A 20,282-nucleotide genomic window follows, 5' to 3' on the forward strand; every position below is an offset into this window, starting at 1 on the left:
CATCAAGGTGCTGTCGAACCGCGCGGACCTCGTCAGCGGCGGCGACGCGCTGGTCGAGATCGTGCCGGCCGCGGGCATCGCGGCGAGCGCGCTGCGCATTGAGCTCGACGGCACCGACGTGTCGTCCGCGTTCGCGATGCGGCCCGGCGAGCGCTTCATGGGGCTGGTCACCGGCATGAGCGAGGGCCGCCACCTGCTGAGCGCGCGCGCCGGCGACACGGCGCTGTCGTCGCTAGTGATCACCAACCACGCCAACGGCGGGCGCATCCTCTACGGCCCGCAGATCCAGCCCTGGGCCTGCGATGCCGGCGCGCAGGACGCCGACTGCAACCGCCCCGTGAGCTACGGCTTCAAGTACCTGTCGAGCGATCCGGCCGTCGCGGGCTTCCAGCCCTACGACCCGGCCCGGCCGCCGGCCGACATCGCCACCACCACCACCGACCAGGGCCGCACCGTGCCCTTCGTGGTGCGCATCGAGACCGGCGTGCAGGACCGCGACTACTACGACGTGGCGGTGCTGTTCGACCCCGCGAAGCCCTGGGCGCCGTGGCAGCCGCAGGCCGCGTGGAACCGCAAGCTGCTGATCCAGCATGGCTCGGGCTGCGGCAACGGCTACGGCCAGTCCAACGCCCTGTCCTCGCAGCGCGTGCTCGACCGCGATGCGCTCTCGCGCGGCTTCGCGGTGCTGGCCGTGTCGCTCAACGACTCGGGCCACAACTGCAACATCGCCGTGCAGGCCGAGGCCACGATGATGGCCAAGGAGCGCATCGTCGAGGCCTATGGCGAGCTGCGCTACACCTTCGGCTACGGCAGCTCGGGCGGCGCCATCGCCCAGCAGTGGATGGCCAACGCCTATCCGGGCCTCTACCAGGGGATCATCGTCGGCGCCTCCTTCCCCGATGCGGGATCGACCGGCAACGAGGTCGAGGACTGCGCGCTGCTGCGCAACTACTTCGGCCGCACCGCCACCGCGTGGACGCCCGACCAGCAGGCCGCCGCCTCGGGCCACCTGAACACCGCCGTGTGCACCGAGTGGATCGACTTCTACAAGTTCAACAACAACCTGAACCCTTACGCGACCAACATCGCGAACCTTCCCGGCACCTCGCCCACCGCGCTCGGCGGCTGCGACGCGCCCCCGGGCGCGCGCTACGACGCCACCTTCAATCCCGGCGGCGCGCGCTGCACCTCGGCCGACTCGGCGATCTCGATCTTCGGCAAGCGGCCCGACGGCTTCGCCAACCGGCCCTACTCGAACGTGGGCCTGCAGTACGGTCTGCTCGCGCTGAAGGCGGGCCGCATCAGCGCCGAGCAGTTCGTGGACCTCAACGCGAACATCGGCTCGCACACCATCGACTACGCGCTGCAGGCGCCGCGCGTGGCGGCCGACCCGGGCGCGATCGAGGCCTCGTACCGCTCGGGCTCGTTCAACCAGGCCAACGGCCTGGGCCAGGTGGCGATCATCGACATCCGCACGCTCGACATCAGCGGCATCCATCACCAGCACCGCTCGTGGACCCTGCGCGCGCGGCTCGACCGCGCCAACGGCGGCCACGCCAACCAGGCGATCTGGTACCAGGCCGGCAGCCAGCGCGAGGCCTACGACACGATGGATGCCTGGCTCGGCGCGATCGAGCGGGACGGCGGCGCCACGCCGCTCGCGCAGAAGGTGATCGCCCATCGCCCCGCCAGCGCCAACGACCGCTGCGGCAACGCCGACGGCACGGGGCTCTCGATGCTCGAATGCACCGGCCTGGCCGACGGCTCGACGCGCATGGCGGCCGGCGAGGCCATCACGGGCGACGTGCTCGAGTGCCAGCTCGCGCCGCTCGACCGCGCGAGCTACGGCGCGGTGGTGTTCTCGGACGCGCAATGGTCGCGCCTGAAGGCCGCCTTCCCCACCGGCGTGTGCGACTTCGGCCGGCCCGGCAAGGGCCAGCAGCCCACGCGCTTCTGGCAGACCTACCTGGACACGCTGGGCCAGGTCGTCGTCGGCGGCATGCCGCTGCCCGACCTGCCCTGAGCCGCGTTCATCGCGGCTCCACCACCGGGAACATCGGCTCGAAGCTGTCGAGCATCGCCATCAGCTCGGCCAGCTTCGCGCGGTCGCCCTCGATGCGCACCTGGCCGGCCAGCACCGCGGCCGGAAAGCTGGTCTGCTTCAGCGTCACGGCGTCGAGCGTGGCGCGGCTCAGCGTCACCGTGGCGTCGGCATCCGGCTGCCGCCCGGCGATGTGGGTCAGGGCCGAGTTCTCGAGCGTCAGCACGAACTGCTGCTTCGAATCCGTGAAGTTCCAGTTGATGACCAGCCGCTTGCCCTCGGCCTTCGCGGCATCGAGGCGCACGCCGAGGTAGTCGAAGAACAGGTCGTTGCTCACGGCCTTGAGCGTGTCGGCGTTGGCGGTGCCGCCCGACGGGATCTTCGGCACGCCGTTGCGCAGCTCCATCGCACCCACCAGGTAGGCGCTGCGCCAGGTGCCGGCCTCCGACTGGTAGCCCAGCTGCTCGAGCGCGTCGGCGCCGAGCTCGCGCGCCGCGCGGTTCGAGGGATCGGCATACACCACCTGGCTCATCGCGCTCGCGACCCAGCGGTACTCGCCCCTGGCGAAATCGCCGCGGGCGCGCGCGATCACCGCCTCGGCGCCGCCCATGTACTCCACCGTCTTGCGGGCCTGGGCCACGGGCGGCAGCGGGTTGAGGTTGGCGGGATTGGCGTCGTACCAGCCCAGGTACTTCTGGTAGACCGCCTTCGCGTTGTGCCGCAGGGTGCCGTAGTAGCCGCGCGCCGACCATTCCTGTTCGAGGCTCGCGGGCATGCGCAGGGTCTCGGCGATGTCGGCCGCGGTGTAGCCGTGGTTGAGCAGCCGCAGCGACTGGTCGTTGATGAACTTGTACATGTCGCGCTGCTTCTTCAGCAGCTCGACGATGCGATCGCGCCCCGTGGTGGGCCAGTGGTGCTGCGCGATCAGCACGTCGGTCCTGTCGCCGAAGGCCACGCGCGCCTGGTCGATGTACTTCGACCACAGGCTGCCGTCGCGCACCTCGGCGCCGCGGATGGTGTAGAGGTTGTGCATGGTGTGCGTCACGTCCTCGGCCATGTTGAGCACGCGGAACTGCGGCAGGTACATCAGCATCTCGGACGGCGCCTCCGAGCCCGGCACGAGCTGGAACACGAACTGCACGCCGTCGATGGTGCGCTCCTCGGTCGGCTTGTCGACGGTGGCGGTGGGCGCGATCAGTGTGACGGTGCCGCGCGCCAGCGCCTTGCCCAGCCCGGTGTCGACCTGGCCGCGCACGCCCGGCGGCAGCAGCGAGCCGAACTGGTACTGCGAGCGCCGGCTCATCGCGTTGCCCGCGAGGATGTTCTCGGCCACCGCGGTCTCCATGAAGCCCGAGGGCGCGATCACCTGCACCTTGCCGGCCGCCACGTCGGCCTCGTCGACCACGCCCTTGACGCCGCCGAAGTGGTCGGCGTGGCCGTGCGTGTAGACCACGGTGCCGACCGGCTTGCGCGGCCGGTGCTGGTAGTACAGCGCGAGCGCGGCGCGCGCGGTCTCGGCGGCGAGCAGCGGGTCGATCACGATCAGCGTGCTGTCGCCCTCGACGATGGTCATGTTCGCGATGTCGAAGCCGCGCACCTGGTAGACCCGGTCGGTCACGCGGAACAGCCCGTGGATCGCATTGAGCTGCGCCTGGCGCCACAGGCTCGGGTTGACGCTGTCGGCCGGCGCGTCGGCCTGCAGGAAGCCGTAGGGCTTCATGCTCCATGCCGGGCGCTCGCCGGCGCCGGGCACCAGCGCGTCGGGCACGGTGCCGATGAAGCCGCGCATCGCGTCCTCGAAATCGCGCCGGTCGGCGAAGGGCAGCGTCTTCGCGAACTCGGCGTTGGCGGCCAGCGTGGCGGGCTCCGGTGGCTTGGGCGCGAGGGGCGTTGCGGGCTGCGCAAAGGCCATGGCGCAGGCCAGCGCGGCGCAGGCGGCGGTGGCGCGATGCGCGCGCGGAAGGACGGGGAGGAGATGCATGGTGCGGCCTGGCGCGAAGCTGGAAGCTGGAAAGTGGCGCGATTCTGGGCAGCCCCCAAACCATTGGCAAATGCAAAATACGTCGATCGATTTGAAGAAAAACACAAGATCACGATGCAGCTGCGCCAGCTCCAGCACCTCGTCGCCCTTGCCGAGCAGGGCAGCTTCGGCCGCGCGGCCCAGGCCTCGCACCTCTCGCAGCCCGCGCTCTCGCGCAGCATCGAGGCGCTCGAGGAGGGCCTGCAGGTCCGGCTGATCGACCGCGCCTACGGCACGGTGCGCTTCACGCAGGCCGGCGAGCTGGTGCTGGCACGCGCCCGCGAACTGCTCATCGACGCGCGCCAGCTCAAGGAGGACGTGCTGCAGCTCGAGGGCCTGGCCGCCGGCAGCCTGCAGGTGGGCCTGGGGCCGTTCGCGGCCGGCATGCTCGGGCGCGCGGCGCTGACGCTGCTGGTGCAGCGGCATCCGCAGCTCTCGGTGCGCACCGAGGTGGCCGACACCGCCACCCTGGCCGAGCGGCTGCACCGGCGCGAGATCGACCTGTTCATCGCCGACACGCGCGACCTCGCGCGCCAGGGCGACCTCGAGACCATGCGGCTGCCCGACGTGCCGGTCTCGTTCTTCGTGCAGCCGCGCCATCCGCTGCGCAGGCTGGCGTCGGTCTCGCTCGAGCAGGCCATGGACTACCCGGTCGCCGGCCCGAAGCTGCCGGCGCGCGTAGCAGCGCAGTTCGAACGCCAGGCGAAGCGCGCCGGCCGCGGCGTGTTCAACCTGGTCTGCGACGACACCGGCACCCTGCGCCATCTCGCGCTCACGGCGCGCGCCGTGGTGCTGGCGCCCGATGCGCCGGCCTTCCGCCACGAGACCCAGCCGCTGGTGCCGTTGCCCATCGCGGGCCTCGAAGGCATGCGCACCCACTACGGCCTGGTCACGCTCGCGGTCCGCACGCCCTCGCCGGCCGCGGCGGCCTACACCCGCTTCGTGACCGAGGTGATGTCGGCCGCGCCGGGGGCGGGAAAGACGGGTGCGCCAGAATAGGCCCCTGCCCTCCACCGTTCCCGCTCCTTCGTGACCACCTTGCGCAGCGCCCAGCCGCCCACCTTCTCGTCCGCTGAATTCCGCGCGGCGCTCGGCATGTTCGCCACCGGCGTGACCATCGTCACGGCCCGCGCGGCCAACGGCACGCTGGTCGGGCTCACCGCCAACTCCTTCAATTCGGTCTCGCTGTCGCCGCCGCTGGTGCTGTGGAGCCTGTCGCGCAGCGCCGCCTCGATGGCCGCGCTGCGGGCCGGCTCGCACTACACGGTGAACATCCTCGCGGCCAGCCAGAAGACGCTGGCCGAGCGCTTCGCCACCAAGGACATCGACCGCTGGGCCGACGTGGACTTCACCGAGGGCCTGGGCGGCGCGCCGGTGCTCGCGGGCGCCGCGGCGAGCTTCGAGTGCTTCAACCGCAGCCGCTACGACGAGGGCGACCACGTGATCTTCGTCGGCGAGGTGGAGCGCTGCAGCCACGACGCCGGCGCCTCGCCGCTGTTGTTCCACGGCGGCCGCTTCTACACGGAGCATCCCTTGTGAGGCGCGCGGCGCCGGTGCTCGCCCTGCTGTGCGCCGTGGCCGCGCCGCATGCGGCAAGCGCGCAGGACGCCGCCGCACCGCTCAAGCAGAACTGGTTCGACGATCCCTTCTTCCGCGTCTCGGCCGGACTGCCGGGCTGCCCCGAACCCGAAGGCCCGTTCTACACGGCCGAGGAGCGCCGCATCCAGATCCATTCGCGGCTGGAGCGCGGCACCAGCTGCTGGCTCGCAGGCAAATGCAGCGACAGCAACGCCTACCGCTACGACAAGCCGCTCGCGCCCAAGGTGCGTGCCGCGCTCGAGGCGGTGCCGGGCCTGCGCCGGGGCAGCGTGTGGGTCATGGTGCAGCGGCGCTGGGTCTACCTGCAGGGCTGCGTGCCCTCGCCCGCGCTGGCGCGCCAGCTCGAACGCGCGGCGCGCGCGCTGCCCGACGTCGAGGCAGTGGTGCCCGACCTGATGGTGGGCACGCGCGGCAAGCCGCCTTACCCGGTCGCGGGGCGCTGAAGCCTCAGCGCGGGTCGAGGTGGAGCACGACCACGCCGAGCACGATCATCGCCACGCCGAGGCAGCGCGCGAGCGTGACCGCTTCGCCGAACAGCCAGACGCCGCAGACGGCGATCAGCGCGGTGCCGGCGCCGGCCCAGACCGCGTAGGCCAGGCCGACCTCGAGCTGCCGCACCGCCAGCGCCATGAGCCAGATCGCGAGCGCATAGGCCGCCGCCGCCACGGCCGAGGGCAGTGCGCGCGTGAAGCCGTCGGCGTGGCGCAGCGCGAGGGTTCCGACGACCTCCGCCGCGATGCTGGCCGCGAGCAGCAGCCACGAGAAATTCCGCATGCCCATGCATGCCTCCCGGGCCCCGCATCTATACCGGATGCGCAACCAGGAACGGGAGGGGCGGTACCCGGGAACGAAACCCGGATGGTAGCGGGGAAGCGCCCGCGCGCTAGGATCGTCGGCGCCGCCGCGCGATGCGGGCGGGCCGCCTTGCGAAGAACGAACAACAGATGATCCAGAGAAAAACCCACCTCGACGCGCTCGCCATCGGCCTGCTCGTCGTCTGCTGCGCCTTCTGGGGCCTGCAGCAGATCCTCATCAAGACCACCGTGGCCGAGGTGCCGCCGATGTGGCAGGCCTCGATGCGCATGGCCGGCGCGGTGGTGCTGCTGGGGCTGTGGTGCGCCTGGCGCAAGGTGCCGCTGTTCGAGCGCGACGGCACGCTGCCCGGCGGCCTGCTCGCGGGGCTGCTGTTCGCGGGCGAGTTCGCGGGCATCTACCTGGGCCTGCAGCTCACCAGCGCCTCGCGGCTCACGGTGTTCCTCTACACGGCGCCGTTCTGGGTCTCGCTGTTCCTGCCGCGCTGGGTGCCGGCCGAGCGGCTGCGCGGCCTGCAGTGGGCCGGGCTCGCGATCGCCTTCGCGGCCGTGGTGCTGGCCTTCAGCGAAGGCTTCGGCCACACCTCTTCGTCGCAACTGCGTGGCGATGCACTGGCACTGGCCGCCGGCATGCTGTGGGGCCTGACCACGCTGACGCTGCGCGCCACCAAACTCGCCACCGCGAGCGCCGAGAAGACGCTGTTCTACCAAGTTGCCGTGACGGCCGCGGTCTGCCCCGTGATCTCGCTCTTGCTCGGCGAGACCTGGGGCACGCACTACTCGGCCTGGGCCTGGAGCTCGATCGCGCTGCAGACCGTGATCGGCGCCTTCGCGAGCTACCTCGCGTGGATGTGGATGCTGCGCCACTACCCGGCCACGCAGATGTCCTCCTTCACCTTCCTCACGCCGCTGTTCGCGCTGGTGTTCGGCGTGCTGCTGCTGTCCGAGCCGCTCACGCCGCAGCTGGTGGTGGCGCTGGCCGGCGTGGCGGTGGGCATCGTGCTGGTCAACCGCGGCGGCGCGCGCCGCGCCTGAAGGAACGAGCGACATGGCGACATCCACCCGATTCCAGCCCGTGCTCGACGAGATCGCGGCCGCGATGCAACCGCTGCTGGGCCAGGCCGGCACGGTGGCCAGCTACATCCCGGCGCTCGCGCGCGTCGACGCCCGGCAGTTCGGCATCGCGCTGCGCACCTGCGACGGCGAGGAGGCCGCGGCCGGCGATGCCGACACGCCGTTCTCGATCCAGAGCGTGTCCAAGCTGTTCACGCTCACGCTCGCGATGCAGGCCGTGGGCGACGCGCTGTGGGAGCGCATCGGCCGCGAGCCCTCGGGCAATCCGTTCAACTCGCTGGTGCAGCTCGAGAACGAGCAGGGCAAGCCGCGCAACCCCTTCATCAATGCCGGCGCGATCGCGGTCGCCGACCGGCTCGTGAGCCATGCGCGCGCCGAGGGCGGCAGCGCCAAGGCGCGCATCCTCGCGCTCATGGCCAGCCTGGCGGGCGAGCCCGTGGGCTTCGACGAGGAAGTCGCGCGCTCGGAGGCCGAGACCGGCTTTCGCAACGTGGCGCTGGCCAACTTCATGAAGAGCTTCGGCAAGCTCGACAACGACGTGACCGAGGTGCTCGACACCTACTTCCACCAGTGCGCGCTGCGCATGAGCTGTCGCCAGCTCGCGCGCGCCGCCGGCTACCTGTGCCGCGACGGCGCGCACCCGATCGACGGCGAGGCCGCGATCACCAGCGAGCGCCAGACCCGGCGCATCAACGCGCTGATGCTCACCTGCGGCACCTACGACGCCGCGGGCGACGTGGCCTTCTCGATCGGCCTGCCCTGCAAGAGCGGCGTGGGCGGCGGCATCGTGGCCGTGGTGCCCGACCGGCTCACGCTCAGCGTGTGGTCGCCCGCGCTCGATGCCACCGGCAACTCGCTGCTCGGCATGAAGGCGCTCGAGATGTTCGTGGCGCGCACGGGGCTGTCGGTGTTCTGAGTTGCTTCAGGCGCCGAGCGCGCGCAGCACGTCGTGGCAGGCGCCCATCGTGTGGTAGTCGGTCTTGCCGGCCGGGCTCTTCTCGTCGCTGAGCTTGCGGTTGTCGCGCGACAGGATGCGAAACCACGCGCCGTGTCGATGGTCGACCATGTGCCGCCAGGCGTAGTCCCAGATCCGGTCGTACCAGTCCCAGTAGCGCGACTCGCCGGTGCGCACCGCGAGCAGCGCGGCGGCCGCGAAGCTCTCGGCCTGCACCCAGAAGTACTTGTCGCCGTCGTAGAGCGCGCCCGCGGGATCGAAGCCGTAGACCAGGCCGCCGAACTCGGCGTCCCAGCCGTGGCGCATCGCCGCCTCGAACAGCGACTGCGCGCGCGGCAGCATCCAGCCGGTCTCCACGCCCCGGTCGGCGAGCAGGCCCTCGAGCTGCAGCAGCAGCTTGGCCCATTCGGTCAGGTGGCCGGTCTGGAAGCCCCAGGGCTTGAAGATGTCGGCGCGGTTGCCGCGGTTGTGGTCGGCATCGACCGACCAGTCCTCGCGGAAGTGCTCCCAGACCCTGCCCCCGGTCAGGTCGGCCTGGCGCAGCGCGATCGCCTGCGCCAGCGTCGCCGCGCGGTCCAGGTACTTCGCGTCGCCCGTGGCCTCGAAGGCCGCCATCATCGCCTCGCAGGCATGCATGTTGGCGTTCTGGCCGCGGTAGGGAGACACGGCCCAGTCGGCAGTGGCTTCGTTCGCATAGAGCTGGTGGCGCGGCTCCCAGAAATGCCGCTCGAGCAGCTGCCAGGTGCTCTCGATGCCCGCGCGCGCCTCGTCCACGCCGGCCATCGCGGCATGCGCATGCGCGAGCAGCACGAAGGCCAGGCCATAGCAGTAGTGGGTGCCGTCGCGCACCTGCGCGCGGCCCTCGTGCCAGTCGAGTTCCCACAGGTAACCGCCTTGCGGATGCGCATGGGCGTGGTGCAGGAACGCGAGGCCGTGGCGCGTCGCCGCCAGGTGCTCGGGCCGGCCGAAGCGGCGCCAGGCGGTGGCGTTGTTGAAGACGAAGCGCGTGCTGCTCACCAGGTGGCGCGTGCGGCGGTCGTAGACCGTGCCGTCGTCCTTGAAGAAGTGGAAGAAGCCGCCGTGCGGATCGAGGCTGCGGCCGTCGTAGAACGCGAGCGTGTGCTGCACGTGGCCGATCAGGAATTCGGGCGAGCGGAAGTCGGGCATGGCAGGAAGGGCTGGGTTGCGATGGCGGGCGCGGCACCTCAGGCTATCAGCATCCCGGCCCGATCGTCGAGAAAACGACGCTCTCGCGCAGTGCTCAGGCCAGCGCCGCGCGCGACGCTGCCTGCAGGCAGCCCATGCCTTCGAGCGCGGCCTCGACCGCCTCGTCGAGCGGCGTGTGCGGCTCGCGGCCGAGCAGCGCCACCAGCTTCGCGTTGTCCATGGCCACGGGCGTGCGCCACAGGTAGCGCATCTCGCGCAGCTCGCGGAAGGTGGCGACGAAGGGCGAGGCCAGCAGCAGCGGCCACCACGGGAAGGCCGACACGCGCACCTGCGTGCCGGTGCGGCGCGCCACCACGCGGCGGATGGCATCGGCCATGCGCGTGCCGTCGGCATCCCAGTGGCCGGCCATGTGGAAGCTGGCGAAGGGCTCGAGCCGGTCGCGCCGCGCCAGCAGCTCGACCATGGTGCGGGCCACGTCGGGCAGGTACGACCACAGGTGGCCCACGCCGGCATCGCCGGGATAGCTCACGCCCCTGACCGGCTGCCCCGCCTTCACCAGCCCCTGCGAGAACCAGTTGTTGCCGGCCTTCGGGCCGAAGAAGTCGCCGGCGCGCACGATCAGCACGCGCGCGCCCTCGCGGCTCGCGGCCTCGAGGCGGCGCTCCATCTCGACCCGGATCGCGCCCTTGCGCGTGGCCGGATGCTGGGGCGCATCCTCGGCCAGCAGAGGGAAGGCGTCGGCGCCGTAGTTGTAGACGTTGCCGGGCAGCACGATGGTCGCGCCCTCGGCCTTGGCGGCCGCGATCGTGTGGTCGAGCATCGGTAGCACCAGTTCCGACCAGCGGCGGTAGCCGGGCGGGTTGACCGCATGCACGATGACCGCGCAGCCGCGCGCGGCCTCGCGCACGTCGCGCGCCTCCATCGCGTCGCCGCCCACCCAGTCGATGCCGTCGCGCCGCTCGGGCACCGCGCCGCGCTTCATCGCGCGCACCCGCCACCCCGCGTCGCGCAGCTGGCGGGCCATTTCGCCGCCGACGCCGCCCGTCGCGCCCAGAACCAGAACCGTGTCGTTGCTTGCCATGAAACATCTCCAGAACAGTGATCGATGGATGAATTCTGGGCAGGGTCGGGCTCCAATGGAATTGCCGAACATGAGCCATCGGCCATACATTTATGTATGACCTGGACCATCAGCTGGGAGCTCTACCGCTCCTTCCTCGGCGTGCTGCGCGAGGGCTCCCTCTCGGGCGCGGCGCGCGCGCTCGGCATCACGCAACCCACCGTCGGACGCCACGTCGCGGCGCTCGAGGAGGCGCTCGAGGTGGTGCTCTTCACGCGCTCGCAGGTCGGGCTGCTGCCCACCGAGGTGGCGCTGGCGCTGCGCACGCACGCCGAGGCCATGGAGAGCACGGCCGCCTCGCTGCAGCGCGCGGCCAGCGGCCAGGGCGAAGGCGTGCGCGGCGTGGTGCGGGTATCGACCAGCGAGGTGGTCGCGGTGGAGGTGCTGCCGCCGATCGTGGCGAAGCTGCGCGAGGCCCATCCGGCGCTCAAGGTCGAGCTGGTGTCGACCAACCGCGTGCAGGATTTGCTGCGGCGCGAGGCCGACATCGCGGTGCGCATGGTGCGCCCGCGCCAGGAGCAGCTGGTGGCGCGCCGCATCGGCGACATCGAACTGGGCTTCCATGCCCATCCCGACTACCTGGCGCGCCACGGCACGCCGCGCACGGCCGAGGAGCTGATGCGCCACACGCTGATCGGCTACGACCAGCCCACGGCCTTCGTGCGCGACGCGATCAAGTCCTTCAAGGGCTTCACGCGCGACGCCTTCTCGCTGCGCACCGACAGCGACCTCGCGCAGATGGCGCTGATCCGCGCCGGCGCCGGCATCGGCGTGTGCCAGGTCGCGCTGGCGCGGCGCGGCCCGGCGCTGGTGCGGCTGCTGCCGCGCGCGCTGTCGCTGAAGCTCGAGACCTGGGTCACGATGCACGAGGACCTGCGCGCGAGCCCGCGCTGCCGCGTGGCCTTCGACGCGCTGGCCGAGGGGCTGCAGGCCTACATCGCCGGCCAGGGGACAATGGCACGCGCAAGAACCTCCGCCTCCGAATGACCGACACGACCCCGACCACCGAATCCGACGACATCCTCCCGCTGCAACAGGACCGCCTCTGGCGCGACGAGCGCTGGACCGCCCGCATCATCAAGAACGAGGAAGACGACGGCTGGGCCGTCGAGATGACGCGCCATGGCGACCCCGAGCCCGCGCTGGTCGGCCCCTGGACCATGGGCCGCGACAAGAAGAACCCCAAGCCGCTCGACGGCCCCGCCTTCTCCACGCTGGTGAAGACCGCGGCCGAGGTGATCCGACGCCACGAGCAGCAGCTGCACGCCACGCTCAACCGCAGCGTGACCGTGAGCGCCGGCGACCGGCGCATCCGCGTCACGCTGGCCATCGTGCCCGACGAGGACAACCCCACGGCCACGCTGAGCGCCTTCGACGAGGCCGACGACAGCGAGCTCGCGCGCGTGAACGTGCCGGCCTCGTTCACGCTCAGCGCCACCAGCGCCTCGGCCTGGATCGACGCGGACTTCGCGCGGCCGCGCTGACCTCCGTCGAAGTGGCCCCAGGCGCGCCTGTGCGCGCAAATAGCACAGTCCCCGCCGGCCCGCCAATCCGCACAACAACGTATTTGCAGACCGGCGCGGGTTGAGAAGAATCCGCCGCAACGAGCAATCGTTACCAGTCATGCGACGCCCGCTGCCAATGCTGCCAGCGAGGTGTCGGGCAACAAGGCCCGAATCGGTTTGAACACCGGTTCGGGCCTTTTTGTTTTTTCGGTCGCAACAGGGCTTTCGTCGAAACGGATGCATGCATCCGCTGGCGGAGCTTTGCCCGAAGCGAAAGCACTGGCGACGAAGCGCCCGTTTGCAGGGCCGCGTGGCGGGAGGAGACACCCCGAGCGCGGTTCCGAAGGTCGGATCTTCCTGACGACTCGCACAACCACAAAGGAATTTGACATGACGAACGCTTTCAACCGCCGCCAGATCGTGAAGACCGGCGGCTCGATGATCGTGCTGGGCGCCGCGGGCGGCATGGCGCCGCTGGCCTTCGCGCAGGACGGCGGCACGGTGAAGCTCGGGCTGCTGCATTCGCTCTCGGGCACGATCGCGATCGCCGAGGCCTCGCTGGTCGATGCCGAGAAGCTCGCGATCGAGGAGATCAACGCCGCCGGCGGCGTGCTCGGCAAGAAGATCGAGGCCGTGGTGGAAGACGGCGCGAGCGAGAACCCGGTGTTCGCCGAGAAGGCGCGCAAGCTGCTCGAGCGCGACAAGGTGGCGGCCATCATCGGCTGCTACACCTCGGCCTCGCGCAAGGCGCTGCTGCCGGTGCTCGCCCAGGCCAAGGGCCTGCTGTTCTACCCCACCTACTACGAGGGCCAGGAGCAGGACAAGCGCGTGTTCTATCCCTCGCAGGAAGCCACGCAGTCGGTGATCGCGGCGGTCGAATGGATGGCGCGCGAGAAGGGCAAGAACTTCTTCCTCGTGGGCTCGGACTACATCTATCCGCGCACCTGCAACAAGATCGCCAAGCCCGCGATCGCCAAGGCCGGCGGCAAGGTGCTCGGCGAGGAATACGCGCCGCTGGGCCACACCGAGTTCTCCTCGATCATCAACAAGATCAAGGCCGCCAAGCCCGACTGCATCTACAGCACGGTGGTCGGCGGCTCGAACGTGGCCTTCTACAAGCAGCTGCGCGCGGCCGGCCTCGACGGCACGAAGCAGGTGCTGCTGTCGACCGTGGTGTCGGAGAACGAGATCGAAGGCATCGGCAAGGACAACGCCGCCGGCTACTACGCCTGCATGGGCTACTTCCAGAGCATCAAGTCGCCGGCCAACGAGAAGTTCGTGAAGGCCTTCAAGGCCAAGTACGGCCAGGACCGCGTGATCGGCGACCCGATGGAGGTGGCCTACAACAGCGTCTACCTCTGGAAGCTGGCGGTGGAGAAGGCCAAGTCCTTCGAGGTCGACAAGGTCACGGCCGCCGCCGCGGGCGTGGAGATCGAGGCGCCCGAGGGCACGGTGCGCGTGCACGCCACCAACCACCACGTGTGGAAGAAGGTGCGCGTGGGCCGCGCGCGGCCCGACGGGCAGTTCGACATCGTCTGGGAATCGCCGCAGCTGGTCGAGCCCAACCCGTTCCCGAAGGTCTGAGCGCGATGAACTTCGACATCGCGGTGATGCAGGTGTTCAACGGCGTGAGCCTGTTCACCATCCTGCTTCTGATGGCGATCGGGCTGGCCATCGTGTTCGGCCTGATGGGCGTCATCAACATGGCGCACGGCGAGCTGATGGCGCTCGGTGCCTACATGACCTACCTGGCGTCGCGCTTCTTCGAGCACTACGCGCCGGGCGTCATGGACCTCTACCTGTTCGCCGCGATCCCGTTCGCGTTCGCCGTGACCTTCGCGTTCGGCTATGTGCTGGAGCGCGGCTTCATCCGCTTCTTCTACGACCGGCCGCTCGACACCCTGCTCGCGACCTGGGGCCTGAGCCTCATGCTGCAGCAGGCCTACCGCTCGCTGTTCGGCGCGCAGGAAGTCAGCGTGCCGCTGGCCTCCTGGCTCGCCGGCGCGTGGGAGCCGACGCCGGGCATCCAGCTGCCGCTCACGCGCCTGTTCATCGTGGGGCTCACGGCCATCGTCGCCATCGGCGTCTACCTGCTGCTCTACCGCACCTCCTGGGGGCTGAAGGTGCGCGCGGTGACGCAGAACCGCGCGATCGCGGGCGCGGTCGGCATCGACACGCAGCGCGTCGATGCGCTGACCTTTGCGCTGGGCTCGGGCCTGGCGGGCATCGCGGGCGCGGTGTTCACGATGATCGGCTCGACCAACCCCGGCACCGGCCAGCTCTACATCGTCGACTCCTTCATCGTGGTGGTGTTCGGCGGCGTGCAGAGCCTGATCGGCACCGCGCTCTCGGGCTTCGCCATCGCGCAGTCGCAGACCTGGCTCGAGTACCTGATGAGCGGCTCGATGGCCAAGGCCACGATCCTGCTGCTGGTGATCGCGGTGCTCTACGTGCGGCCCAACGGGCTGTTCGCGACCCGCTCGAGGAGCTGAGCGCATGGGCATGAAGCTTTCTCCCCAACGCCGCGGCGACCTCGTCGGGCTGGCGGCCGTGCTGCTGCTGCTGGCCGTGGTGCTGCCGGCCACGCTCGATCCGTTCCGCCTCAACCTCGTGAGCAAGTACCTGGCCTTCGCCTTCGTCGCGATCGGCGTGGTGCTGACCTGGGGCTACGGCGGCGTGCTGAGCCTGGGCCAGGGCCTGTTCTTCGGCCTCGGCGGCTACATGATGGCGATGTTCCTCAAGCTCGAGGCCTCGGCGCCCGAGCTGCCGGACTTCATGGTCTGGAGCAGCGTCGAGCAGCTGCCCTCGTGGTGGATCCCCTTCCACTCGCTGGGCTGGACCCTGGTCGGCATCCTCGCGATCCCCGCTCTGCTCGCCTACGTGTTCTCGTACGCGATCTTCAAGCGGCGCGTGAGCGGCGTGTACTTCGCGATCGTCACGCTGTCGCTGGCGCTCACGCTCACCGTGGTGGTGATCGGCCAGCAGGGCGACACCGGCGGCGCCAACGGCATCACCGACTTCCGCACCCTGCTGGGGTGGGACATCGCGGGCGACGCGGCCAAGCGGACCATGTACTTCATCGAGGTGGCCGCCGTCGCGCTCGCCATGGTGGGTGCGTTGCTGATCGTGCGCAGCCGCTTCGGCAAGATCCTGATCGCCATCCGCGACCGCGAGGATCGCGTGCGCTTCAGCGGCTACAACACGGCGCACATGAAGGCCTTCGTGTTCGCGGTGGCGGCCCTGCTGTCGGCCATCGGCGGCGCTTTCTACAGCCTGCAGGTGGGGCTGATCGCGCCGGGCGTGATCGGCGTGGTGGCCTCGGTCGAGATGGTGATCTACGCGGCCGTGGGCGGGCGGCTCTCGATTCCGGGCGCGGTGATCGGCGCGCTCTTGATCGGCTTCCTCAAGTCCTACCTGTCGGAGACCTTCCCCGAGGGCTGGCTCTACTTCCTCGGCGCGGTCTTCATCCTCGTGGTGTGGGCGATGCCGAACGGCCTGGCGGGCCTGGGCGAGAAGCTGCTGCGCCGCCGCGGCGCGGAGGCCGCACCATGAACGCGACCCTGGCGATGCCCAACGGCGGCCTGCCGCAGGCGGCCTCGGCCGTGCCGCCCTCGAACGAGCAGATCCTGCGCGTCGAGGACCTCACGGTCTCCTTCGACGGCTTCAAGGCGGTCGACGGCCTGAGCCTCTCGGTCGAGCGCAACGAGCTGCGCGTGATCATCGGCCCGAACGGCGCGGGCAAGACCACGCTGCTCGACATGGTCTGCGGCAAGACCCGGCCCAGCGCGGGCCGGGTGCTGTTCAACGGCCAGGACCTGGGCCGCATGAACGAGCACGAGATCGTGCGCGCCGGCGTCGGCCGCAAGTTCCAGACGCCCTCGGTCTACGAGGACCTCACGGTGCTCGAGAACTTCGAGATCTCGCTGCCGCGCATGCACGGCCTGTGGCAGTCGCTGAGCTTTCGCCGCACCCGCGCGCTGCGCGAGCGCATCGAGGCGATGGCCACCGAGGTGTTCCTGCTCGAGCGCCTCGACCGCCGCGCGGGCCAGCTGAGCCACGGCCAGAAGCAGTGGCTCGAGATCGGGATGCTGCTGATGCAGGAGCCCGAGCTGCTGCTGCTCGACGAGCCCGTGGCCGGCATGAGCCCGCGCGAGCGCGAGCAGACCGGCGACCTGCTGCGCCGCATCTCGGTGGGCAAGTCGGTGGTGGTGATCGAGCACGACATGGATTTCGTCAAGCGCATCGCGCACCGCGTGACCGTGCTGCACCAGGGCCGGCTGCTCAGCGAGGGCACGGCCGCCGAGGTGCAGGCCGACCCGCGCGTGATCGACGTTTACCTCGGCCATTGAAGGAGTCCAACGCATGCTCGAAGTCTCCGCACTCGATGTCGCCTACGGCGAGTCGCACGTGATCCACGATGTCTCGCTGCGCGTCGCGCCCGACGAGGCGGTCGCCGTCATGGGCCGCAACGGCATGGGCAAGACCACGCTGCTGAAGTCGCTGATCGGCCTCTTGCCCGCGCGCGGCGGCAGCATCCGCCTCAACGGCACCGAGCTCACCCGGCTGCCGAGCCACCAGCGCGTGGCGCACGGCCTGGCCTTCGTGCCGCAGGGGCGCATGGTGTTCCCGCACCTCACGGTGGAGCAGAACATCCTCTCGGGTGCCGCGCGCTCGGGCCACCGCACGGTGCCCGACTACCTCTACCGCTTCTTCCCGGTGCTGCAGGACATGCGGCTGCGCAAGGCCGGCAACCTCTCGGGCGGCCAGCAGCAGATGCTGGCGATCGCGCGCGCGCTGATCTCCGAGCCCAGGGTGCTGATCCTCGACGAGCCCACCGAGGGCATCCAGCCTTCGATCATCAAGGAGATCGCGCAGACGCTGAACGTGCTGCGCGCCGAGCGCGGCTTCGCGATCGTGGTGTCGGAGCAGGTGCTGAGCTTCGCGCTCGCGCTGGCCGACCGCTTCCTCGTGATCGACCGCGGCCGCCTGGTGCACGACGAGGCGCGCGCCACGCTCGACCAGGACAAGGTCCGCTCTTTCCTCACTGTCTGAACCCCTTCCCTTCCCAACCACCCCTTCAGGAGCAGCGTCATGAGACATGGTGATATTTCGAGCAGCAACGATTGCGTCGGCGTCGCGGTCGTCAACTACAAGATGCCCCGCCTTCACACCAAGGCCGAGGTGCTCGACAACGCGCGCAAGATCGGCGAGATGCTGGTCGGCATGAAGAAAGGCCTGCCGGGCATGGACCTGGTGATCTTTCCCGAGTACTCCACGCACGGGATCATGTACGACGCCAAGGAGATGTACGACACCGCCGCCTCGGTGCCCGGCGAGGAGACCGCGATCTTCGCCGACGCCTGCCGGCGCGCCAACGTCTGGGGCGTGTTCTCGCTGACCGGCGAGCGCCACGAGGAGCATCCGAACAAGGCGCCCTACAACACGCTGATCCTCATGAACAACCAGGGCGAGATCGTCCAGAAGTACAGGAAGATCATGCCGTGGGTGCCGATCGAGGGCTGGTACCCGGGCGACTGCACCTACGTCAGCGAAGGCCCCAAGGGCATGAAGATGAGCCTGATCATCTGCGACGACGGCAACTACCCCGAGATCTGGCGCGACTGTGCGATGCGCGGCGCCGAGCTGATCATCCGCTGCCAGGGCTACATGTACCCTGCCAAGGAACAGCAGATCCTGGTGTCGAAGGCCATGGCCTTCATGAACAACACCTACGTGGCGGTGGCCAACGCGGCCGGCTTCGACGGCGTGTACTCGTACTTCGGCCACTCGGCGCTGATCGGCTTCGACGGCCGCACGCTCGGCGAATGCGGCGAGGAGGAGATGGGCATCAACTACGCCGAGCTCTCGATGGGCCTGATCCGCGACGCGCGGCGCAACGGCCAGTCGCAGAACCACCTGTTCAAGCTGGTGCACCGCGGCTACACCGGCACCATCAACTCGGGCGACGGCGACAAGGGCGTGGCGACCTGCCCCTACAACTTCTACACCCAGTGGATCAACGACCCCGAGGGCACGCGCGAGAGGGTGGAGTCGTTCACGCGCAGCACCGTGGGCACGCCCGAGTGCCCGATCGAGGGGATTCCGAACGAGCCGGCCAAGCACCGCTGAAGCGCCGCCCCATGGATCACCAGATCTTCGAGCTCGGCGACGTCGTGCTGCAGCGGGGCGCCACCCTGCGCGGCGCGAAGCTCGCCTACAAGACCTACGGCACGCTGAATGCCGACAAGAGCAACGTCGTCGTCTACCCGACCTGGTACTCGGGCCAGCACCACGACAACGAGTGGCTGATCGGCGAGGGCATGGCGCTCGACCCGGCGAAGTACTTCATCATCGTGCCCAACATGCTGGGCAACGGCCTGTCGTCCTCGCCGAGCAACACGCCGCCGCCCTACGACCTGGCGCGCTTCCCGCACGTGACGCTCTACGACAACGTGAGGCTGCAGCACCGGCTGGTGACCGAGCAGTTCGGCATCGAGCGCATCGCGCTGGTGGTGGGCTGGTCGATGGGCGCGCAGCAGACCAACCAGTGGGGCTGCCTCTACCCCGAGATGGTCGAGCGCATCGCGCCCTTCTGCGGCTCGGCCAGGACGGCACCGCACAACATCGTGTTCCTCGAGGGCGTGAAGGCGGCGCTCACCAGCGACGCGGCCTGGAACGGCGGCTGGTACACGACGCCGCCGACGCGCGGGCTGCGCGCGGTGGGACGCGTCTATGCGGGCTGGGGCCTGTCGCAGCCCTTCTACCGGCAGGAGCTGTGGCGCGAACTGGGCTTCAGCTCGCTCGAGGACTTCCTGGTCGGCTACTGGGAGGGCTTCTTCCTGAAGAAGGATGCGAACAACCTGCTCGCGATGCTGTGGTCGTGGCAGCACGGCGACATCAGCGCCAACCCGGTGTTCGGCGGCGACTTCAAGAAGGCGCTGGGCGCGATCCGCGCGCGCGCGATCGTGATGCCGGCCGAGCGCGACCTTTACTTTCCGGCCGCCGACAACGAATGGGAGGTGGCGCAGATGCCGAACGCCGAGTACCGGCCGATCCCGGGCGTGTGGGGCCACTTCGCGGGCGGCGGCAGCAGCCCGGTGGACACCCGCTTCATCGACGACGCCCTGCGGGAACTGCTCGCCACGCCATGAACGCACCCGTGCACGATCCGCTCGCGGCCTGGCGCATCGAGTCCGAGCCCTTCTACCGGCCCGCGGGCAACGAGGTGGCGCTGTACCGGCAGGCCTGGCGCCACCGCATGCCGCTGATCCTCAAGGGGCCGACCGGCTGCGGCAAGACGCGCTTCGTCGAGCACATGGCGTGGTCGCTGGGCCGGCCGCTGGTGACGCTGGCCTGCAACGAAGACATGACGGCCTCGGACCTGGTCGGGCGCTACCTGCTCGACGCCGACGGCACGGCCTGGCACGACGGGCCGCTGACGCTGGCGGTGCGCCATGGCGGCATCTGCTACCTCGACGAGGTGGTGGAGGCGCGGCAGGACACGACGGTGGTGATCCATCCGCTGACCGATGCGCGCCGCATCCTGCCGCTCGACAAGAAGGGCGAGCTGGTGCGCGCGCATCCCGATTTCCAGCTCGTGGTGTCGTACAACCCCGGCTACCAGAGCAGCGCCAAGGACCTCAAGCCCTCGACGCGCCAGCGCTTCGCGGCGCTGGAGTTCGACTATCCCGACGCCGCGCTCGAGGCCGAGATCGTGGCGCACGAGGCCGGCATCGACACCGCGCTGGCCGCGAAGCTGGTGGCCGTCGCGCACTGCTCGCGCGAACTCAAGCACCGCGGGCTCGACGAGGGCGTGTCGACGCGCATGCTGATCTACGCGGGCGTGTTGATCCGCGACGGCGTGACGCCGCGCGAGAGCTGCGAGATGACGATGACGCGCGCGCTGACCGACGACCCCGACATGGCGAGCGCGCTGCAGGGCTTCGTCGAAGCCCAGTTCGGATGACGCGCGACACGGGCAGCTTCGCC

The 20,282-nt window shown here is 70.0% G+C and carries 20 protein-coding genes; 16 read left to right on the top strand and 4 right to left on the bottom strand.

Going from position 1 to position 20,282, the window contains the following annotated elements; translation table 11 throughout:
• Positions 1-2,023, top strand: a 2,023-nt coding sequence (locus AC27VN_RS09120) for a DUF6351 family protein (protein ID WP_490876339.1), incomplete at its 5' end; no start/stop codon positions are given.
• 7 nt (positions 2,024-2,030) lie between these two features.
• Here AC27VN_RS09120 and AC27VN_RS09125 read toward each other — a convergent pair.
• Complete coding sequence (locus AC27VN_RS09125; RefSeq protein WP_490876340.1) at positions 2,031-4,022, bottom strand: alkyl/aryl-sulfatase; 1,992 nt, start codon at positions 4,020-4,022, stop codon at positions 2,031-2,033.
• Between the two features lie 114 nt (positions 4,023-4,136).
• Here AC27VN_RS09125 and AC27VN_RS09130 point away from each other — a divergent pair, with 114 nt between their 5' ends.
• Genes AC27VN_RS09130 through AC27VN_RS09140 form a run of 3 tightly spaced genes read left to right on the top strand, consistent with a single transcriptional unit; the run spans position 4,137 to position 6,103 of the window.
• Complete coding sequence (locus AC27VN_RS09130) at positions 4,137-5,060, top strand: LysR family transcriptional regulator (protein ID WP_490876341.1); 924 nt, start codon at positions 4,137-4,139, stop codon at positions 5,058-5,060.
• Positions 5,061-5,090: 30 nt separating this feature from the next.
• The gene (locus tag AC27VN_RS09135) at positions 5,091-5,600 is read left to right on the top strand and encodes a flavin reductase family protein (RefSeq protein WP_093343815.1); all 510 of its coding nucleotides are present in this window, start codon (positions 5,091-5,093) and stop codon (positions 5,598-5,600) included.
• Positions 5,597-6,103 (top strand): BON domain-containing protein, encoded by a 507-nt coding sequence (locus AC27VN_RS09140; RefSeq protein ID WP_490876342.1) that lies wholly within the window; start codon positions 5,597-5,599, stop codon positions 6,101-6,103. The genes AC27VN_RS09135 and AC27VN_RS09140 overlap by 4 nt, the downstream gene beginning before the upstream one ends.
• Before the next feature lie 4 nt (positions 6,104-6,107).
• On the opposite strand, the gene AC27VN_RS09145 is transcribed toward AC27VN_RS09140, so the two are convergent.
• Positions 6,108-6,440, bottom strand: a complete 333-nt coding sequence (locus AC27VN_RS09145) for a DMT family transporter (RefSeq protein WP_490876343.1) — start codon at positions 6,438-6,440, stop codon at positions 6,108-6,110.
• 164 nt (positions 6,441-6,604) lie between these two features.
• Between AC27VN_RS09145 and AC27VN_RS09150 the strand changes: the two genes are divergently transcribed.
• Positions 6,605-7,507: a DMT family transporter gene (locus tag AC27VN_RS09150; protein WP_490876344.1), complete on the top strand. Its 903-nt coding sequence runs from the start codon at positions 6,605-6,607 to the stop codon at positions 7,505-7,507.
• A 13-nt stretch (positions 7,508-7,520) separates the two neighbouring features.
• Positions 7,521-8,462: a glutaminase gene (locus tag AC27VN_RS09155; protein WP_208511028.1), complete on the top strand. Its 942-nt coding sequence runs from the start codon at positions 7,521-7,523 to the stop codon at positions 8,460-8,462.
• 6 nt (positions 8,463-8,468) lie between these two features.
• On the opposite strand, the gene AC27VN_RS09160 is transcribed toward AC27VN_RS09155, so the two are convergent.
• Both AC27VN_RS09160 and AC27VN_RS09165 read right to left on the bottom strand, forming a co-directional pair.
• A complete protein-coding gene (locus AC27VN_RS09160) occupies positions 8,469-9,668 on the bottom strand; it encodes an AGE family epimerase/isomerase (RefSeq protein ID WP_490876345.1) in 1,200 nt (399 codons plus the stop codon).
• A gap of 94 nt (positions 9,669-9,762) precedes the next feature.
• On the bottom strand, positions 9,763-10,749 hold the full coding sequence (locus AC27VN_RS09165) for an NAD-dependent epimerase/dehydratase family protein (protein WP_490876346.1): 987 nt from the start codon (positions 10,747-10,749) through the stop codon (positions 9,763-9,765).
• 96 nt (positions 10,750-10,845) lie between these two features.
• Here AC27VN_RS09165 and AC27VN_RS09170 point away from each other — a divergent pair, with 96 nt between their 5' ends.
• The 10 genes from AC27VN_RS09170 (at position 10,846) to AC27VN_RS09215 (ending at position 20,259) form a co-directional block, all read left to right on the top strand.
• Positions 10,846-11,775 (top strand): LysR family transcriptional regulator, encoded by a 930-nt coding sequence (locus tag AC27VN_RS09170; protein WP_431510955.1) that lies wholly within the window; start codon positions 10,846-10,848, stop codon positions 11,773-11,775.
• The gene (locus AC27VN_RS09175) at positions 11,772-12,272 is read left to right on the top strand and encodes a hypothetical protein (RefSeq protein ID WP_490876347.1); all 501 of its coding nucleotides are present in this window, start codon (positions 11,772-11,774) and stop codon (positions 12,270-12,272) included. Before AC27VN_RS09170 ends, AC27VN_RS09175 begins: the two co-directional genes overlap by 4 nt.
• Positions 12,273-12,683: 411 nt before the next feature.
• Positions 12,684-13,877, top strand: coding sequence for an urea ABC transporter substrate-binding protein (gene urtA / locus AC27VN_RS09180; RefSeq protein WP_093343803.1), 1,194 nt, complete (start codon positions 12,684-12,686; stop codon positions 13,875-13,877).
• 5 nt (positions 13,878-13,882) lie between these two features.
• Complete coding sequence (gene urtB, locus AC27VN_RS09185) at positions 13,883-14,785, top strand: urea ABC transporter permease subunit UrtB (RefSeq protein WP_490876348.1); 903 nt, start codon at positions 13,883-13,885, stop codon at positions 14,783-14,785.
• A 10-nt stretch (positions 14,786-14,795) separates the two neighbouring features.
• Complete coding sequence (gene urtC, locus AC27VN_RS09190) at positions 14,796-15,845, top strand: urea ABC transporter permease subunit UrtC (RefSeq protein ID WP_296799857.1); 1,050 nt, start codon at positions 14,796-14,798, stop codon at positions 15,843-15,845.
• Between the two features lie 14 nt (positions 15,846-15,859).
• Complete coding sequence (gene urtD, locus AC27VN_RS09195; protein WP_261212072.1) at positions 15,860-16,642, top strand: urea ABC transporter ATP-binding protein UrtD; 783 nt, start codon at positions 15,860-15,862, stop codon at positions 16,640-16,642.
• Between the two features lie 13 nt (positions 16,643-16,655).
• Entirely contained in the window at positions 16,656-17,345 is a 690-nt protein-coding gene (urtE, locus tag AC27VN_RS09200) for an urea ABC transporter ATP-binding subunit UrtE (RefSeq protein WP_490876349.1), read from the top strand.
• Positions 17,346-17,384: 39 nt separating this feature from the next.
• Positions 17,385-18,422 (top strand): aliphatic amidase, encoded by a 1,038-nt coding sequence (locus AC27VN_RS09205; RefSeq protein ID WP_490876350.1) that lies wholly within the window; start codon positions 17,385-17,387, stop codon positions 18,420-18,422.
• A gap of 11 nt (positions 18,423-18,433) precedes the next feature.
• Positions 18,434-19,444 (top strand): alpha/beta fold hydrolase, encoded by a 1,011-nt coding sequence (locus AC27VN_RS09210; RefSeq protein ID WP_208511018.1) that lies wholly within the window; start codon positions 18,434-18,436, stop codon positions 19,442-19,444.
• Positions 19,441-20,259, top strand: a complete 819-nt coding sequence (locus AC27VN_RS09215; RefSeq protein ID WP_490876351.1) for a CbbQ/NirQ/NorQ/GpvN family protein — start codon at positions 19,441-19,443, stop codon at positions 20,257-20,259. The genes AC27VN_RS09210 and AC27VN_RS09215 overlap by 4 nt, the downstream gene beginning before the upstream one ends.
• The last annotated feature ends 23 nt before the right edge of the window (positions 20,260-20,282 follow it).

The sequence above is a fragment of the Variovorax sp. 20P10.2.4 genome (assembly GCF_058244205.1).

Excerpts from the sequence above, each read along its gene's own strand:
- AC27VN_RS09170 (WP_431510955.1), top strand. The coding sequence starts at position 10,846 with ATGACCTGGACCATCAGCTGGGAGCTCTACCGCTCCTTCCTCGGCGTG.
- urtB (WP_490876348.1), top strand. The coding sequence starts at position 13,883 with ATGAACTTCGACATCGCGGTGATGCAGGTGTTCAACGGCGTGAGCCTG.
- AC27VN_RS09175 (WP_490876347.1), top strand. The coding sequence starts at position 11,772 with ATGACCGACACGACCCCGACCACCGAATCCGACGACATCCTCCCGCTG.
- AC27VN_RS09145 (WP_490876343.1), bottom strand. The coding sequence starts at position 6,440 with ATGGGCATGCGGAATTTCTCGTGGCTGCTGCTCGCGGCCAGCATCGCG.
- AC27VN_RS09210 (WP_208511018.1), top strand. The coding sequence starts at position 18,434 with ATGGATCACCAGATCTTCGAGCTCGGCGACGTCGTGCTGCAGCGGGGC.
- AC27VN_RS09125 (WP_490876340.1), bottom strand. The coding sequence starts at position 4,022 with ATGCATCTCCTCCCCGTCCTTCCGCGCGCGCATCGCGCCACCGCCGCC.
- AC27VN_RS09150 (WP_490876344.1), top strand. The coding sequence starts at position 6,605 with ATGATCCAGAGAAAAACCCACCTCGACGCGCTCGCCATCGGCCTGCTC.
- AC27VN_RS09155 (WP_208511028.1), top strand. The coding sequence starts at position 7,521 with ATGGCGACATCCACCCGATTCCAGCCCGTGCTCGACGAGATCGCGGCC.
- AC27VN_RS09215 (WP_490876351.1), top strand. The coding sequence starts at position 19,441 with ATGAACGCACCCGTGCACGATCCGCTCGCGGCCTGGCGCATCGAGTCC.
- AC27VN_RS09160 (WP_490876345.1), bottom strand. The coding sequence starts at position 9,668 with ATGCCCGACTTCCGCTCGCCCGAATTCCTGATCGGCCACGTGCAGCAC.
- AC27VN_RS09130 (WP_490876341.1), top strand. The coding sequence starts at position 4,137 with ATGCAGCTGCGCCAGCTCCAGCACCTCGTCGCCCTTGCCGAGCAGGGC.
- urtD (WP_261212072.1), top strand. The coding sequence starts at position 15,860 with ATGCCCAACGGCGGCCTGCCGCAGGCGGCCTCGGCCGTGCCGCCCTCG.
- urtE (WP_490876349.1), top strand. The coding sequence starts at position 16,656 with ATGCTCGAAGTCTCCGCACTCGATGTCGCCTACGGCGAGTCGCACGTG.
- urtC (WP_296799857.1), top strand. The coding sequence starts at position 14,796 with ATGAAGCTTTCTCCCCAACGCCGCGGCGACCTCGTCGGGCTGGCGGCC.
- urtA (WP_093343803.1), top strand. The coding sequence starts at position 12,684 with ATGACGAACGCTTTCAACCGCCGCCAGATCGTGAAGACCGGCGGCTCG.
- AC27VN_RS09205 (WP_490876350.1), top strand. The coding sequence starts at position 17,385 with ATGAGACATGGTGATATTTCGAGCAGCAACGATTGCGTCGGCGTCGCG.
- AC27VN_RS09165 (WP_490876346.1), bottom strand. The coding sequence starts at position 10,749 with ATGGCAAGCAACGACACGGTTCTGGTTCTGGGCGCGACGGGCGGCGTC.